The organism is Streptomyces sp. GESEQ-4 (assembly GCF_017948455.1).
In the GTDB taxonomy this organism is placed as follows: Bacteria; Actinomycetota; Actinomycetes; order Streptomycetales; family Streptomycetaceae; genus Streptomyces.
The window spans coordinates 287,175-301,704 of sequence record NZ_JAFFSU010000011.1 but is presented as its reverse complement, the minus strand read 5'-3'; the positions used below and the strand labels follow the sequence as shown (position 1 = coordinate 301,704).

The window sequence follows — 14,530 nt, the reverse complement described above, 5'->3', positions numbered from 1 at the left end:
CTCCCTGCTGTCGGTCGAGAACACGGTCGGAGTCGCCGCCCCCGCAGGCGAGGCCGTATGACCACCCACCGATCGTGCTCTCTCAACACACCATCCTGCGATCAGCGAAAGAGCCACGCGCATGACTGACACGCTCACCGCTCCCTCAGTGGAGTCGGCAGTCCTCGAATCCGTCCCCCGTGGCTTCCTCGCCCACGACTGGCAACCCGCCAGCGGCGGTCGCACCTTCGAGGTGCGCAACCCCGCAACCGAGGAAGTCATAGCCACCGTCGCTGACTGCGGCGCACAAGACGCGCTCAAAGCACTGGACGCGGCGGCCGCGGCCGCCGACCAGTGGGCCCTCACCAGCCTGCGGGACCGGGCGAGCGTCCTGCACCGGATCACCGACGCCATGACCGAACACCGTGAGCGTCTGGCCCGGATCATCACCCTGGAGATCGGCAAGACGATCACCGAAGCCCGGGGTGAGGTCGACTACGCCGCGGCCTATTTCCGCTGGTACGCCGAGGAGGCGGTCCGCCCCCACGCACGCAGCACACCCTCCCCGGACGGCAAGAGTCACATCGTCACCGTCGCCGAACCGGTCGGGCCCTGCCTGCTGATCACCCCGTGGAACGTGCCCCTGGCCATGGCCGCCCGCAAGGCCGCAGCCGCCCTCGCCGCAGGCTGCACCGCCGTGCTCAAACCGGCCGCGCTCACCCCGCTGTCCTCCCTGATACTGGGCGAGCTGGCGCGCGAGGCCGGCGCGCCCGCAGGTGTCCTGACCGTGATCACCAGCAGCGACCCGGCAGCGGTCACCACGGCTCTGCTGGCCGATCCCCGGCTGCGCAAGTTGTCCTTCACCGGGTCCACCCCGGTCGGCAGGCTGCTGCTACAGCAGAGTGGTGCCCGGGTGCTGCGTACCTCGATGGAACTGGGAGGCAACGCGCCGTTCCTGGTCTTCGACGACGCCGACCTCGACCTCGCGGTCCGCGAAGCGATGATCGCGAAGATGCGGCTGGGCGGCCAGTCCTGTGTCGGCGCCAACCGGTTCCTGGTCCAGGAGGGAATCGCCGACGCGTTCGCCGCTGCCATGGGCGAGCGGATGGCCGCCACCCGGGTCGGACCCCCGGACCGGGAGGACACCGAGCTCGGCCCGCTGGCCGACCACCGTGCGGTGGACAAGGTCCGCCACCTCGTCGAGGACGCCGTGGCCCGTGGGGCTGTCGTCATCGGCAAGGCGGACATCCCTGACGGGCCTGGCCACTATGCCGCCCCTACCGTGCTGGACCACGTCCCCGCCGACGCCGCGATCATGCACGAGGAAGTCTTCGGCCCCGTCGCCGCCATCCACCGGTTCTCCACCGAGGCCGAGGCCATAGCGGTGGCCAACAACACCGAGCACGGCCTCGCTTCGTACGTGATGACGTCCCACATCGACCGCGCCCGCCGGGTCGCCGCCCGTCTGCAGGCCGGCATGGTCGGCATCAACCGCGGCCTGGTCTCCGAGGTCGCGGCACCCTTCGGCGGGATCAAGCAGTCCGGCCTGGGCCGAGAAGGCGGCCCCGAAGGCCTCCACGAGTACCAGCAGCTCAAGTACCTGTCCGTGCCCGGCTTCAACACCTGAGCAGGCGGACTCCAGCGCAGGGCTCGCCCACGTGCCGGCTGGGCAACGCAGCCAAGCTGCCACGGCAGCCCGGTGGGGAGAGCCTCGGTTCTTCCCCACCGGGCTGACCCCTTGTCGGCGTACACATGAACGTGCACAGCCACGCCCGGCGTCCAGAGGCTCGACACACGCGTTGCGCTGCCGCCTCTGATCCCGGGCCGGGCACATCCTGAGCCTGATCAGCAACCAAGCACGCACCATGCTCCGCAGGAATCCATGGCACCCGCGATCCGCGTGCCGTGGGGGCTGCCCTCTCCACCGACTTGATGAAGGAGACGGTCGACCGTGGACGCCACCGACGAGAAGATCATCGCCGAGCTGACCCGCAACGCCCGCATCTCGCACTCCGAGCTGGCCGGCAAGGTGCTGCTGTCCCGCAACGCGGTGCGCCAGCGCATCGAACGGCTGGAGCGCCAAGGCCACATCGCCGGCTACACCATCGTCCGCGCAGGCGACGACACCGGCGATGTCGTCTCGGCGCTGGTCCTCGTCTACCGCCAGGACCGGATGCGCGGAGGCGACGTCCTGGCCGCACTCAAACGCATCCCCGAGGTCGTCATCTGCGAAATCCTCAGCGGCGACTTCGACATCATGGTGCGCCTGGAGGCGGCCTCGCTGGAACGCGTACGAGTCATCTGGGAGGACATCGCCCAGATGCCTGGCGTACGGGACACGGTCACCGCGCTCACCCTGTCCAGCGTCGTCAACCGTCCGCGAGGAGGGCGGAGTTCTACGGCACCGGGGTGAGCAGCGCAGTTTCGCCATGTGCCCTCCCACCGTGCCGCGTTACGGGGTCGCACCGGCACCCGATGTGTGCAGAGCGTGCACGCGACCGCGTGTCCGGATCTACTGCGGCAGCAACAGGCGGGACGCCAAGCCACGAAGGTCCGTAAGCCCAGCGGTCACACCGGTTCGGAATCGTTTTCGAGCTGGCTCGTCTTGTCCCGCAGCCATGCCGTCAGCCGGCGGACGCGTCCGTCTTGCTCAGGTGATTGACGGCTGAGGAGGTGGTAGCTGGTGCCGTCGGGGACGAAACCGAAGGGTGCGACGAGTTGCCCTCGCTCCAGGTCGTCCCGGGCGACGGCATACGGGGCGATTGCGACCCCGACGCCGGCCGCGGCAGCCTGGAGGGTCAGGTAGAAGTGCTCCAGGGTCTGCTGGGAGGCAGGCTCTGCTTTCATGCCGGTGATACGTCGCCAGTCGTCCCACGCCTGCGGTCGTGTGTCGGTGTGCAGAAGGGCTACCTGCGATACCTCGGCGGCGCCGGTCAGGCGGGTCGCGAGATCGGGCCGGCAGACGGGTCCGATCCGCTCTGCGAACAAGCGGGTCCTGCTCGCCTCTTCAGGGAACGGGAAGTCGTCTCGGCGGATCGCGAGGTCGATGTTGTCCCGCTCGAAGAAGACAGGGCCGCCGCCTGCGGACAGGTGGACGGCGACGTCCGGCACGTTCGCGGCCAGATCGGGGAGCCGGGGAATGAGCCAGCGCATCAGGAGTGTGGGCTCACACGAGAGGGTGAGCGGTCCTGCGGGTGTGCGGTGTGAGATCTGCCGGGCTGCCGCATCGATCTGATCGAGCGCGTCCCGGACGATGGCCGCCAGCTGGCGGGCCTGCGGGGTCGGGCGCAGGGCGCGTGTCTGTCGCTCGAAGAGTGATATTCCAAGGGACCGTTCGAGGTTCTGGATCTGTCGGCTCACCGCGCCGTGCGTGACATGCAGTTCCTGCGCCGCCGCGGTCATGCTCGCGTGCCGGACGGTCGCTTCGAAGGGCAGCAGCGTATTCAGAGGAGGAAGGGCCGACCATCGCATGCGTGAACTCTACTCACAGGTCTTGTGAGAATGAATCGTTTGTCCTGCTCCTTCACCTCAACGACTATTGATCTGGTCACAGAGAAGGTGGCTGACGGAGAGGTGGGGCATGACATTCCGCAACGACGTGCGGCAGGGCATCGCCATCCTGGCGGATGACCTCACCAGCGCAGGGGACGGTGCCGCGCCGTTCCGCCAGGCCGGTCACGACGCCCGGATCCTGCTCACCACCACGGCAGGCGTGCCACGGCACGCCGTGGGTGTGAGCGCGGTTGACCTCGGGAGCCGGGTGCTGGACGAGGAGGCCGCCGCTTCGCGTACGTGGCGGGCGGCCCGCCTGTTCGCCGGCTCCGAGTTGCTCTTCAAAACGGTGGACTCCACCCTGCGCGGTCATGTCGCGGCAGAGGTCCGGGCTGCATGGGCGGGATCGCAGAAGCGGGCCGTCGTCATCGCTCCGGCCTTCCCTGCGGAGGGCAGAGTGACAGTGAAGGGGGTCCAGTACGTGCGGGGCGTACCGGTCCACGAGAGCGACTATGCCCGCGACCCGGTCCACCCCGTGCGGTGCTCGGACCTCGCCATGCTGTTCCCGGAAGCCGTTCTCAGTAAGCCGGACCGGGCAGCCGAGCTGCCCGAACTGATCGGGAACGGTGACCTGATCGTCTGCTCAGCCGCCGAAGACGGCGACCTCGACCGTCTGGTGGCAGCGGTGCCGCGGCTTGACGAAGTGCTATGGGTCGGCTCCCCAGGTCTGGCGGCCGCCCTGGCCCGAAGGTGTGCACGCGCTAAGGGCAGCACTGCAGCACTGCCCGCCCCGGCCCGACGTCCACTGATCGTGGTCGGAAGCACCAATCCGGCGACCCGCCGGCAGCTGGTCAAGCTACACACCAGGGTGGATGTCCAGGGTGTCACCGTCGGCGTCGATCCGGCCCCGGCCGTGGAAACGCTGCGAGGCCTGACGGCCCCCATCCTCACTCTGCGGACACCCGACGAACGCCACACGCCAGAGACCGCCCAAGTACTCGCCCGCTCTCAGGCAGCAGTCGTTCAGGCACTGACCGCAGACCACGCGGTCGACGCCCTCGTCATCACCGGCGGAGAAACGGCCACCACGGTGTTGCAGCCCCTTGGTGCCACCGGCATCGACCTGCTCGACGAACCCGAACCCGGCGTCGTCCGAGGATCCCTGATCGGCCGACTCCGCCTTCCCGTGCTGATCAAGGCAGGCGGCTTCGGCGACGACGCCATGCTCGTGCGCCTGTGCCACCTCATCCGACATCGTCTCGACCCAGGAGAGCACGCATGACACCGATCGCCATCACCATGGGCGACCCCTGCGGAATCGGCCCCGAGATCACCCTCAAGGCGTGCGCCGATCCCCGGCGCACCGTGCCCGTCGTCGTCATCGGCGACATGGACGTCCTCGCCCGCGCCAACAAGATCGCCGACACCCACCTCGCACTCCGCCCCATCCCATCAGTCGACCAGGCGAAGTTCGCACCCGGCACGGTGGACGTCCTTGCCGAGAACGGCCTTCCGGCCGACCTGCCCTGGGGCACCCTCGACGCCCGAGCCGGAGCGGCGTCCTTCCAGTACGTCCGCCGCGGCATCCAGCTCGCGATGGCCCACGAGATACGGGCTCTGGTGACCGCGCCGATCAACAAGGAAGCACTGCGCATGTCCGGCGTCCCCTACCCCGGGCACACCGAGATCCTCGCCGACCTGTCCGGCACCAAGGACTACGCGATGATGATGGCCACCGACGAGCTGCGGACCGTCCTGGTCACCGTGCACCAGTCCCTCCGTACCGCGATCGACGCGATCACCACTGCACGCGAACTCGACATCATCCGCCTGACCCACCTCACGCTCCAGCGCGGCGGCCTGCCCGCCCCGCGCATCGCCGTCGCCGGCCTCAACCCTCACGCAGGGGAGAACGGCCTGTTCGGCCGTGAGGACCTGGACATCATCACCCCCGCCATCGAGGCCGCGCAGAGCGAAGGCATCCAGGTCAGCGGACCCTGGCCCGCCGACACCGTCTTCATGCGAGCCCGCGCCGGAGCCTTCGACGCCGTGGTCGCCCAGTACCACGACCAGGGCCTCATCCCCGTCAAGTACCTCGGGATCGAACACGGCGTCAACATCACCATCGGCCTGCCCTTCGTCCGCACCAGCGTCGACCACGGCACCGCCTTCGACATCGCCGGTCTGGGCACGGCCGACCACGCCAGCCTGCTCACCGCCCTGCTCCACGCCGACCGCCTGTCCTCAGGAGCACCGGCCCGCCCCTGACCACCGACTCACACCAACCCGGAACAAAAACCGGAACAGAAAGCCGAAGGACACCGTGGACTTCATCTTCATGCTCACCCGCGACGACCGCACCGTCACCGACTGCCTTGAGGTCCTCGACACCATCAAAGACCTCGGCATCACCCACATCGGATTCAAGGACATCGGCGTCGACCGCGACACCCTCGCCCAGCTCCACACCCGCATCAAGGGCATGGGCGCCACCACCTACCTCGAAGTCGTCAGCACCGACCGGGACCAGGCCCTTGCCTCCGTACGGACAGCCACCGAACTCGGCGTCGACTGGCTGATGGGCGGTACCTGGATCAAGGAGACCCTCGATCTCCTGCAGGGCACGTCCATCGGCTACCTGCCCTTCGCCGGAGAACCCCTCGGGCACCCCACCCGCCTCGCCGGCGACCCGGACCGCATCGCCGACGACTGCCGACGGGCGGAGGCCGCGGGCTGCGCCGGCGTCGACCTCCTCGCCTACCGCGCCACCGATGCCGACCCCCTCGACCTGGTCCGCGCCGCCCGCGCCGCCACCACCGGCCGCCTGGTCGTCGCCGGCTCCATCACCAGCACCGACCAGATACAGGCACTCGCATCAGCCGGAGCCGACGCCTTCACCATCGGATCCGCCGCTTTCGACGGCTCCCTGCAGCCCCACGCCGGCACCCTCCGATCCCAACTGGCCCCCGTGGTCGGCCTGTAGCGAGAGCCGCCCCCGGGAGCCCAGAAGAAGCGACCGAGCAAGGTCACGGGCGACGTGAGGTCGAGTCACGCGGCCATCCGCTGGACCTCTTGACTCCCCTCTAAGCCACTGCCATTCTCTGTGCCAAATAACAGCACGACATTCCACTATGTGGCACAGGAGATGGAAGGCTGGGGTGGATCCCCAAAAGGAGCATCTCCCACCAAGTCGCCATCACGCATCCTCACGCTAGGGGCCCGGCTTGCGGCCCGGCGATACGAAAGGAAAGTCCTGTGTCAGCTGCCAGGAAGCGTGTCGCCGTGGTCGGTGTGGGAACGATGGGCAGCCAGGCCGCCTGGCGGCTGGCGGTCAGGGGCGCCGAGGTCGTCGGCTACGACCGCTTCGCCCCCGGCCACGACCGCAGCGCCGCAGGCGGTGAGACCCGGGTCTTCCGCAGTGTGCAGACCCACGACGGCCGCTATGTGCCGCTCGTCCGGCACGCCGACGCCCTCTGGAAGCAGTTGCAGGCGGAGACCGGACGGGAACTGCGCCGCCTGACCGGAGCCCTGGTCATGGGGCCGGCCGACCACCCCGAGATGCGTACCGTCATGGACGGCATCGCCGAGCACGGCCTCGACCACGAGGTGATCGACGCCGAGGCGATGGCCAAGCGGTTCCCGCAGTTCCGCGTCGACGAGGGCGACCTGGTGCTCCTCGACTCCCACGCGGGCTTCATCCGCCCCGAGCTGACGGTCCAGACCGCAGCCCGACGTGCCGAGGAACTGGGCGCCCAAATCCGCCGCTACACCCCGGTGCGGAAGGTCACTCCCGTCCCCGGGGGAGGCGTGGAGATCCGCACCGACACCGACACCGAGCGCTTCGACGCCGCGGTCGTCACCCCCGGCCCCTGGGTGGGCGACCTGCTACCCGACCTGCCGTGGGAAGTGAACGTCTGCCGTGCGATCAGCGCCTGGTTCCTGCCCCACGAGGACCACCCGGCAGACGCCGAGCGTCCCGCCTTCATCCGCTGCGGCGACATCCCCTTCTACGGCATCCCGTCCCCGGACGGCCTGTCCGTCAAGCTCGGCCTGCCCCAGCCCCACCACAAGCCCGTGGACGACCCGAACAAGCTGAACCGGACCGTCGCACCGGAGGAACTGGAGTCCTTCACCACGGCGGTGCGGCGCCACCTGCCTGGCCTGAGCCCCGATCCGGTGCGCCTGTCCGTCTTCATGGAGGGCTACACCGACAGCACCCGGCCGCTGGTCGGCCCCCTGCCGGGCTGCGACGACATCGTCCTGCTGGCCGGCTTCTCCGGCCAGGGCTTCAAGATCTCGCCCGCCATGGGCGACATCGCCGCGGACCTCGCCCTTGAGGGCCGCACCTCCCAACCGATCGACTTCATCACCACAAACGGCCGCACCGCGGCCTGAGTCCGAACGAGGAAAGCCATGACGCTGACCATCGGCCCGCTGCGGGCCGAGCCCGGCCAGAAGACCCGCGGGAGCCTGCCCGCCGACCTCGGCACCACGACTGTGGAGGTCCCGCTGATCCTCATCAACGGCACCCGCCCCGGACCCAGGGTCGTGATCACCGGTGGCGTCCACGGCGGCGAGTTCATCGGCGTCGACGCCGCCACCCGCCTGGCCGGGCTGCTGGAACCGGACGAGGTCGCCGGCCAGGTGGTGATCTGCCCAGTGGCCAACCCCCCGGCCGTCTACGGAGGCAGGCTCAACATCTCCCCGCTGGACGGCGTGAACGTCAACCGCGTCTTCCCCGGCGACAAGGACGGCGGCCCCACCGACCGCATGGCGGCCTGGCTGTTCGAGAACCTGATCGACGGCGCCGACGCCTACGTGGACCTGCACAGCGGCGGCATCGACCAGCACCTGCTCGACTTCGTCGGATATCGACTGACCTCCGACGACGAGCTGGGTGGGAAGATCAAGGCGATGGCCCACGCGGTCGGATACGAGCGAGTCATCTTCGGCACCAGCCCGGACGGCGGCAACAGCCACGCCGCGGCGAACCGGCAGGGTGTCCCCGCGATCCTCGTCGAGACAGGGCAACTCGGCGACCGTGACCCTGCCACCGTGCGCAGGCTGCTCGACGGCCTGTACCGGCTCCTGCACCACCTCGGCGTCATCGAGGCGCCGCAGCACCTCGCACCGGTGACCGTGCAGCCGCGCGACTGGATCTGGACCGGCGAGGTCGAGTCTGCGGTCGCAGGCCTCTGGTACCCGGACGCGGCCACCGGTGACGAGGTGACCGAGGGGCAGACCATCGGCCGCGTCATCGACCCGGTCGACGGCGCCGAGCACAAGGTCGCCGCCGTCTCCACCGGAACGATCATCTACCGCATGAACGGGCTGTCCGTCCGCCCCGGCACGCACCTCGCCGCCATCGCCACCCCCCACGACTGACGGGCCTCATACCCGCCCACTGAACCGCCCCCATCCCAGTGAGCTGGTCCCCATGCCCCACTTCCAGGAGAGCTGCCATGACTGATTCCATGATCGGTCGCAGAGCGCTCCTGCGCGGAGCCGGCGGCCTCGCCGCTCCTCCCTCTGAAGAACAAAGCGACCGGCACATTGCTGTCGGTCGGTGGTGATGTCCTGGCCGCGCTCAAGCGCATTCCGGAGGTCGTCATCTGCGAGATCCTCAGCGGTGACTTCGACATCGTGGTGCGCCTGGAGGCCACCGCGCTCACCCTGTCCAGTGTCGTCAACCGTTGGCGAGGAGCGCGGAGTTCAACGGAGCCGGGTGAGCAGCGCATCGGCAGGTCCCCGCCGGTTACCGCGCGGTGCGGAAGGCGGTCATTGGACCACTTCACTGATGTGGTTGACGCAGACGACCTTGGGCTGGGTCATCTCCTCGAAGGCGAAGCGCACGCCCTCGCGGCCCATGCTGCCGTACTTGAATCCGCCGAAGGGCATGGCGTCGAAGCGGTAGTCGGACGAGTCGTTGATCATGACTCCGCCGGCTTCCAGCAGTCGGGCCGCGTTCAGGGCGCGGTCCAGGCGCGAGGTGAAGATGCCCGCGTGGAGGCTGTAGTCGATGGCGTTGGCCTGCTCGATGGCGTCCTCGAAGGACGTGAACGGCTGCAGCACGACGACCGGGGCGAACACCTCCTCCTGCCAGATCGAGCAGGTCGCCGGGACGTCTTCCAGGACGGTCGGCGCGTACAGGGAGCCGGTGACGTCGTTTCCGCACAGCAGTTCCGCGCCCTCGGCCACCGCATCGTCGACCTTGGCCCTGGTGGCGGCCGCGGCCTCCTGGGTGATCATGGGGCCGACGTCGGTGCGCTCGTCGAGCGGGTCGCCGACGCGCAGCAGCCTGGTGCGGGCGACGAAGGCGTCGCGGAAGCGGTCGTAGACCTCACGGGCGATCAGGATCCGCTGGGTGCCGATGCAGTTCTGGCCCGCGGCCCAGAACGCACCGGAGACACAGGAGGCCACGGCCTCGTCCAGATCGGCGTCGTCCATGACGATGACCGGGGCGTTGCCGCCCAGGTCCATGGCGAGCCTTTTCACCCCGACCGTGCGGCTGATGGCCTCGCCGGTGGCGAATCCGCCGGTGAAGGACACCATGCGCACGTCGGGGGCGGCCACGATCGCGGCGCCGATGTCGGCATCGCCGTTGACGACGGTGACGATCTCCTCGGGCAGGCCGGCCTCGATGAGGGTGTCGACCAGACGCAACGCGGACAGTGGGGTCAGCGCGGACGGTTTGAGGATGACCGCGTTGCCGCCGGCGATGGCCGGGCCGAGCTTGTGGGCGACCAGGTTGAGGGGGTCGTTGAACGGAGTGATGGCGGCGATGATGCCCAGCGGTTCGCGGGTGAACCAGCCCTGCCGTTTCTCCGAGCCCTCATAGGAGTCGAAGGGGATGACCTCGCCGGCGTTGCGCCGTGCCTCGGCCGCGGACAGGGACAGGGTGTTGACCGCGCGGGCGACCTCTTTTCGGGCCTGGGTGATGGTCTTGCCGGCCTCGCTGACGATCAGCTGAGCGAAGGACTCGGCGCGCCGCTCGATCAGGCGGGCGGCGCGTTCCAGGACCGCGGCCCTGGAAGCGCGGGACAGCGCGGCCGCGGTGCGGCGCCCGCACCTGGCCTGCTGCAGGATGCCGGCGACGGCGCCTGCGTCGGCGGTGGGTACCGAGGCGATGACCTCGCCGGTGTAGGGGTTGTGCACGGGCACCGTGTCGGTGCCGAGTTCGATGCCGGGAGGCACGACGGTGTCAGACACGGTGAGTCTCCTTCAGAACAAGGCGCGTCGGGGCGGTGTCGACGTCCGCGTGGCGCTGGTGGATGGCGATGAGGTCCGACAGCAGGGCGTAGGCGGTCTCGATGCGGCCGGCGCCCGGCCCGCAGACCGTGACGGTGCCGAGGAGGTCGGTGTGGAAGGCGACCGCGTTGACCGGGCCGGAGATCCCGGCCAGCGGGTGCTGGGCGGGCAGGGCTAGGGGGGCGACGCGGGCATCGACGCTGCCGTCCTCGTGGCGGGTGGCGGAGCCGACCAGCTTCCACCGCAGCCCCTTCGAGACGGCGTCCCGCACCTCGTCCGGTGTGATCGCGGAGATGCCCTCGCAGAAGACGTCCTCGCGGCGCAGGTCGGCGCCGAGGACCTCGTTGGCCAGGATCATGACCTTGAGCTGGACGTCGTGGCCCTCGATGTCCGCGGTGGGATCGGCTTCGGCGTACCCGAGCTCCTGGGCTTCGGCGATGGCCGCCGAAGGCTCGATGCCCTCTTCGAGGCGGCCGAGGATGTAGTTCGAGGTGCCGTTCATGATGCCCTGGACGCCGGTGATCTCCAGGCCGCCGAACATGCGCTCGGCGGTGCGCAGGATGGGGGTGCCGCTGAGTACCGAGCCCTCGAACTCGAAGCTGACGCCACGCTCGGCGGCCAGCTGCTTCAGTGCGCGGCCGGCGAGTGCGACCGGTCCCTTGTTGGTGGTGCACACGTGCTTGCCCGATTCCAGGGCCCAGCGCACATGGGAGAGGGCGGGCTCGCCGTCGGTGGGGTTGGTGAACGTCGCCTCCACGACGATGTCGGCCGGGACCTCGCGGATCACCCACTCGTTGCGCGGATCCGCGCTGCCTCCGGCAAGGCCCGCGAAGCTCAGCTCCCCGGGCTCGGCGGCCAGCAGCGGCGCCAGATCGATGCCGTCGGTGTCCACCAGGGAACCGGCCCGCAGGTCGGTGATCGCCACCACCCGCAGGGCGAAGCCCAGTTCCTCGGCCAGGCGGTCCCCGCTCTGGGATATGAGTTCGGCAAGCGCGCGATTGACGCCGCCGAATCCGATGAGGGCGAGATCGTATCGGCCCATGAGATCGCTCCTTCGCAGTCCGCCACCTGCACGGTGCGGCTGCTCAGAGCCTCGCTTCTCCGCCTGTCACCTGCTCCATGTCACAACGGCCACGACGCATGTCGATCTGCTCAGTCCTCAGGGCGATTCGCCCACCTGGTTTTGTACGTGGGAGCTGGGTTCTGGCAACACCGGGGCTGCCCGCACGACGCAACAGAGGGAAGAGATAAGTTTCAGGTTGGAACTGAAACGAAAAATGGTAGGCTGCCGCTGAAGCAGCCGCGACGAGATGCAAGCCACGAAGGAGGGAACCTGCTGATGACTTCCACGCTGAGTCGAGCGCTGGTCAACTACCCCAACAGGTTCGACCCCGCAGCGGTCGGTGAACTGCCTGAGCGATTGCAGTCCACCGTCAAGCGGCGAAACAACGTGCTGGGCCCTGGTTACGCGCTGAACTACCGGGAGCCGGTCGAGTTCGTCTCCGGCCGAGGCGCTCACCTGTTCGACCGGGATGGCAACGACTACCTTGATGCCTACAACAATGTGCCGTGCGTCGGTCACGCACACCCGCACGTTGTCGACGCCGTGTCCCGCCAGATGGCTGCGGTCAACACCAACACGCGCTATGTGCAGGAATCACTCGTCGACTACGCCGAGCGCCTTCTCGCGACCATGCCCGAAGCGCTCTCGAGGGTCAGCTTCGCGTGCAGCGGGTCGGAGGCGAACGACCTGGCCATGCGCGTGGCTCGCTTCCACACGGGCGGCGAGGGAATCGTAGTGTCTCGCTGGGCTTACCACGGTCTCACCCGCGAGGTTGCGAGCTTCTCGCCGTCGCTCGGCGCGGGCTCACCGCTCGGGCCGAACGTGCGGGTCATCGATGCCCCTGATCCGCGACTCGTCCCGCCGGGTTCATCGCTTCCCGACCACATGCGAAGCCAGGTGCGCGGCGCGATCGACGACCTCGAGCGCCACGGCTACCGGCTTGCGGCACTGATCACCGACTGCGCGCACTCCAGCGACGGCCTCTTCACCGATCCCGTCGGTTACCTGCGTGACGTGGTCGAGGAGGTGCACGCCGCGGGCGGCGTGTACATCGCCGACGAGGTCCAGTCGGGATTCGCCCGGCTCGGAGAGTCGATGTGGGGGTTCAGCCGCCATGGGGTGCTTCCGGACATCGTCACGATGGGCAAGCCCATGGGCAACGGCATGCCGATGTCCGGCGTGGTGTTCAGGCCCGAGGTGTGCGACGAGTTCGGGCGGAATGTCCGTTACTTCAACACCTTTGCCGGCAGTTCGATCGCGGTTGCCGCCGGTGCCGCGGTTCTGGACGTCTTCGACGCGGAGAACGTGCAGCAGCGAGTTCTCGACAACGGCAGGGCGCTTCGAGCCGGCCTTGAGGAGATCACTCGCGAGTCTCCCCACGTCGCGGAGGTCCGCGGCAGTGGTCTGTACGTGGGCGTCGAACTCGTGAAGGACCGGGAGTCGCTGGAGCCCGATCGTGTCCGTGCTGACCACGTCATCAACGACATGCGCGAGCGTCGAATCCTCATCAGCGGCACCGGGGAAGCAGTCAACGTGCTCAAGATCCGACCGCCGCTGGCCTTCGACTCGGCCGACGTGACGCGATTCCTCGAGACCTTCGCGGAGATCGCCGAGATGCGCCTGTAGCAGGCCGAAAGCCGAAGGGACCGAACGGTGAACACCTCGCCCCCCGCACGTATCGCCCAGCAGTTGTTCCAGGAGAGCGGCCTGGCATCGTCCCACGAGCCCATCGAGACGAACGTGGTGGACGCCCTCCTCGCCCGGCACTACCGGCTGAGCGGACATCTCGAGCGGCTGGCAACCGAGAAGGACGACACGTTCCGGCTGCGGACCGGCACGGCCGACCATCTCGTCAAGGTTTCCCCGCCCGACGAGGCGGTGGCTGTCGTAGCTCTGCAGACGGCTGTGATGCGCCACCTCGAAACCGAAGCTCCTCATCTCCCCGTCCAGCGGGTCAAGGAGACCACCGAAGGCAGCGACAACGTACCGATCGAGACGAACGACGGCGGGGTTCGAGTCCTGCGCGTCTTCGACTTCGTCGAAGGTGCCGTCCTGGCGCGGACGAATCCCGATCCCCAACAGCTCGCCCAGGTCGGGCAGATGCTCGGGCGAGTGGATCTGGCTCTGCGGTCATTCAGGCATCCAGCGGACGAGCGGCGCCTTGTGTGGGACCTTCGGCACTTCGACCAGCTGCGGGAGCTCATCGAGTACACGCCCGGCGCCGCGCACCGTCGGCTGGCACAAGAAGTGTTCCGCCTGTTCCACGAGGCCATTGTTCCGAGGCTGGGTGATCTCGAGACCCAAGTGATCCATGGTGACTACAGCCCCTACAACGTCCTGGTGGATCCGCGGACAGACAGCTTCGTCACCGGAGTAATCGACTTCGGTGACAGCATGCGCAGTGCTTTGATCTTCGATCCTGCTGTGTCTCTCGCGAACCTTCTCGGCCGGACACCGTCGGATCCCTGGCGTGAGGCGTGCAGCTTCGTCGCGGGATACGAGCGGGCCCGGCCGATCAAGGACACCGAACTCCCGCTTCTGCCTGTTGCCGCGCTGGCACGCCTGACACTTCGCGCGTTGGTCACCCATTGGCGCGCGGAACGAGTGCCGGAGCGTCGCGACTACCTGCTCGAGCACGCCAGGGACGACTGGGTCAACGTGGAGCGGGCCATCGCCGTCGCCATGGAGGAGGTCGTGGCCCGCTTGCTGAGCGCCCGCCATGACACGCCTGAGCGTGACCACTGATTC

General features: G+C 68.6%; 12 protein-coding genes. 9 read left to right on the top strand and 3 right to left on the bottom strand.

The features are described from left to right. Positions 1-121: 121 nt before the first annotated feature. Positions 122-1,606 carry an NAD-dependent succinate-semialdehyde dehydrogenase gene (locus KCH48_RS22955; RefSeq protein WP_210576558.1) on the top strand — a complete coding sequence of 495 codons (1,485 nt, stop codon included), beginning with the start codon at positions 122-124 and terminating at the stop codon, positions 1,604-1,606. 324 nt (positions 1,607-1,930) lie between these two features. Further along, complete coding sequence (locus KCH48_RS43195; RefSeq protein WP_210576557.1) at positions 1,931-2,392, top strand: Lrp/AsnC family transcriptional regulator; 462 nt, start codon at positions 1,931-1,933, stop codon at positions 2,390-2,392. Positions 2,393-2,547: 155 nt separating this feature from the next. Here KCH48_RS43195 and KCH48_RS22945 read toward each other — a convergent pair whose 3' ends face one another. Continuing rightward, complete coding sequence (locus KCH48_RS22945; RefSeq protein ID WP_210576556.1) at positions 2,548-3,450, bottom strand: LysR substrate-binding domain-containing protein; 903 nt, start codon at positions 3,448-3,450, stop codon at positions 2,548-2,550. A 109-nt stretch (positions 3,451-3,559) separates the two neighbouring features. On the opposite strand from KCH48_RS22945, the gene KCH48_RS22940 reads away from it, so the two are divergent. From KCH48_RS22940 to KCH48_RS22920, 5 genes are all read left to right on the top strand, one after another. Continuing rightward, positions 3,560-4,753, top strand: a complete 1,194-nt coding sequence (locus KCH48_RS22940; RefSeq protein WP_210576555.1) for a four-carbon acid sugar kinase family protein — start codon at positions 3,560-3,562, stop codon at positions 4,751-4,753. Beyond that, positions 4,750-5,739, top strand: a complete 990-nt coding sequence (pdxA, locus tag KCH48_RS22935) for a 4-hydroxythreonine-4-phosphate dehydrogenase PdxA (protein ID WP_210576554.1) — start codon at positions 4,750-4,752, stop codon at positions 5,737-5,739. Before KCH48_RS22940 ends, pdxA begins: the two co-directional genes overlap by 4 nt. 55 nt (positions 5,740-5,794) lie before the next feature. Next, positions 5,795-6,454: a HisA/HisF-related TIM barrel protein gene (locus KCH48_RS22930; protein ID WP_210576553.1), complete on the top strand. Its 660-nt coding sequence runs from the start codon at positions 5,795-5,797 to the stop codon at positions 6,452-6,454. Positions 6,455-6,726: 272 nt separating this feature from the next. Continuing rightward, positions 6,727-7,866: an N-methyl-L-tryptophan oxidase gene (gene solA, locus KCH48_RS22925; protein ID WP_307840917.1), complete on the top strand. Its 1,140-nt coding sequence runs from the start codon at positions 6,727-6,729 to the stop codon at positions 7,864-7,866. An 18-nt stretch (positions 7,867-7,884) separates the two neighbouring features. Next, entirely contained in the window at positions 7,885-8,856 is a 972-nt protein-coding gene (locus KCH48_RS22920; protein WP_210576552.1) for a succinylglutamate desuccinylase/aspartoacylase family protein, read from the top strand. A 393-nt stretch (positions 8,857-9,249) separates the two neighbouring features. Here KCH48_RS22920 and KCH48_RS22915 read toward each other — a convergent pair whose 3' ends face one another. Further along, positions 9,250-10,680, bottom strand: a complete 1,431-nt coding sequence (locus KCH48_RS22915) for an aldehyde dehydrogenase family protein (protein ID WP_210576551.1) — start codon at positions 10,678-10,680, stop codon at positions 9,250-9,252. Then, positions 10,673-11,761 (bottom strand): homoserine dehydrogenase, encoded by a 1,089-nt coding sequence (locus KCH48_RS22910; protein WP_210576550.1) that lies wholly within the window; start codon positions 11,759-11,761, stop codon positions 10,673-10,675. Before KCH48_RS22910 ends, KCH48_RS22915 begins: the two co-directional genes overlap by 8 nt. Positions 11,762-12,058: 297 nt before the next feature. On the opposite strand from KCH48_RS22910, the gene KCH48_RS22905 reads away from it, so the two are divergent. Together KCH48_RS22905 and KCH48_RS22900 are read left to right on the top strand one after the other, a co-directional pair. Then, on the top strand, positions 12,059-13,408 hold the full coding sequence (locus KCH48_RS22905; protein ID WP_210576549.1) for an aspartate aminotransferase family protein: 1,350 nt from the start codon (positions 12,059-12,061) through the stop codon (positions 13,406-13,408). Between the two features lie 114 nt (positions 13,409-13,522). Continuing rightward, on the top strand, positions 13,523-14,527 hold the full coding sequence (locus tag KCH48_RS22900; RefSeq protein WP_307840916.1) for a phosphotransferase: 1,005 nt from the start codon (positions 13,523-13,525) through the stop codon (positions 14,525-14,527). The last annotated feature ends 3 nt before the right edge of the window (positions 14,528-14,530 follow it).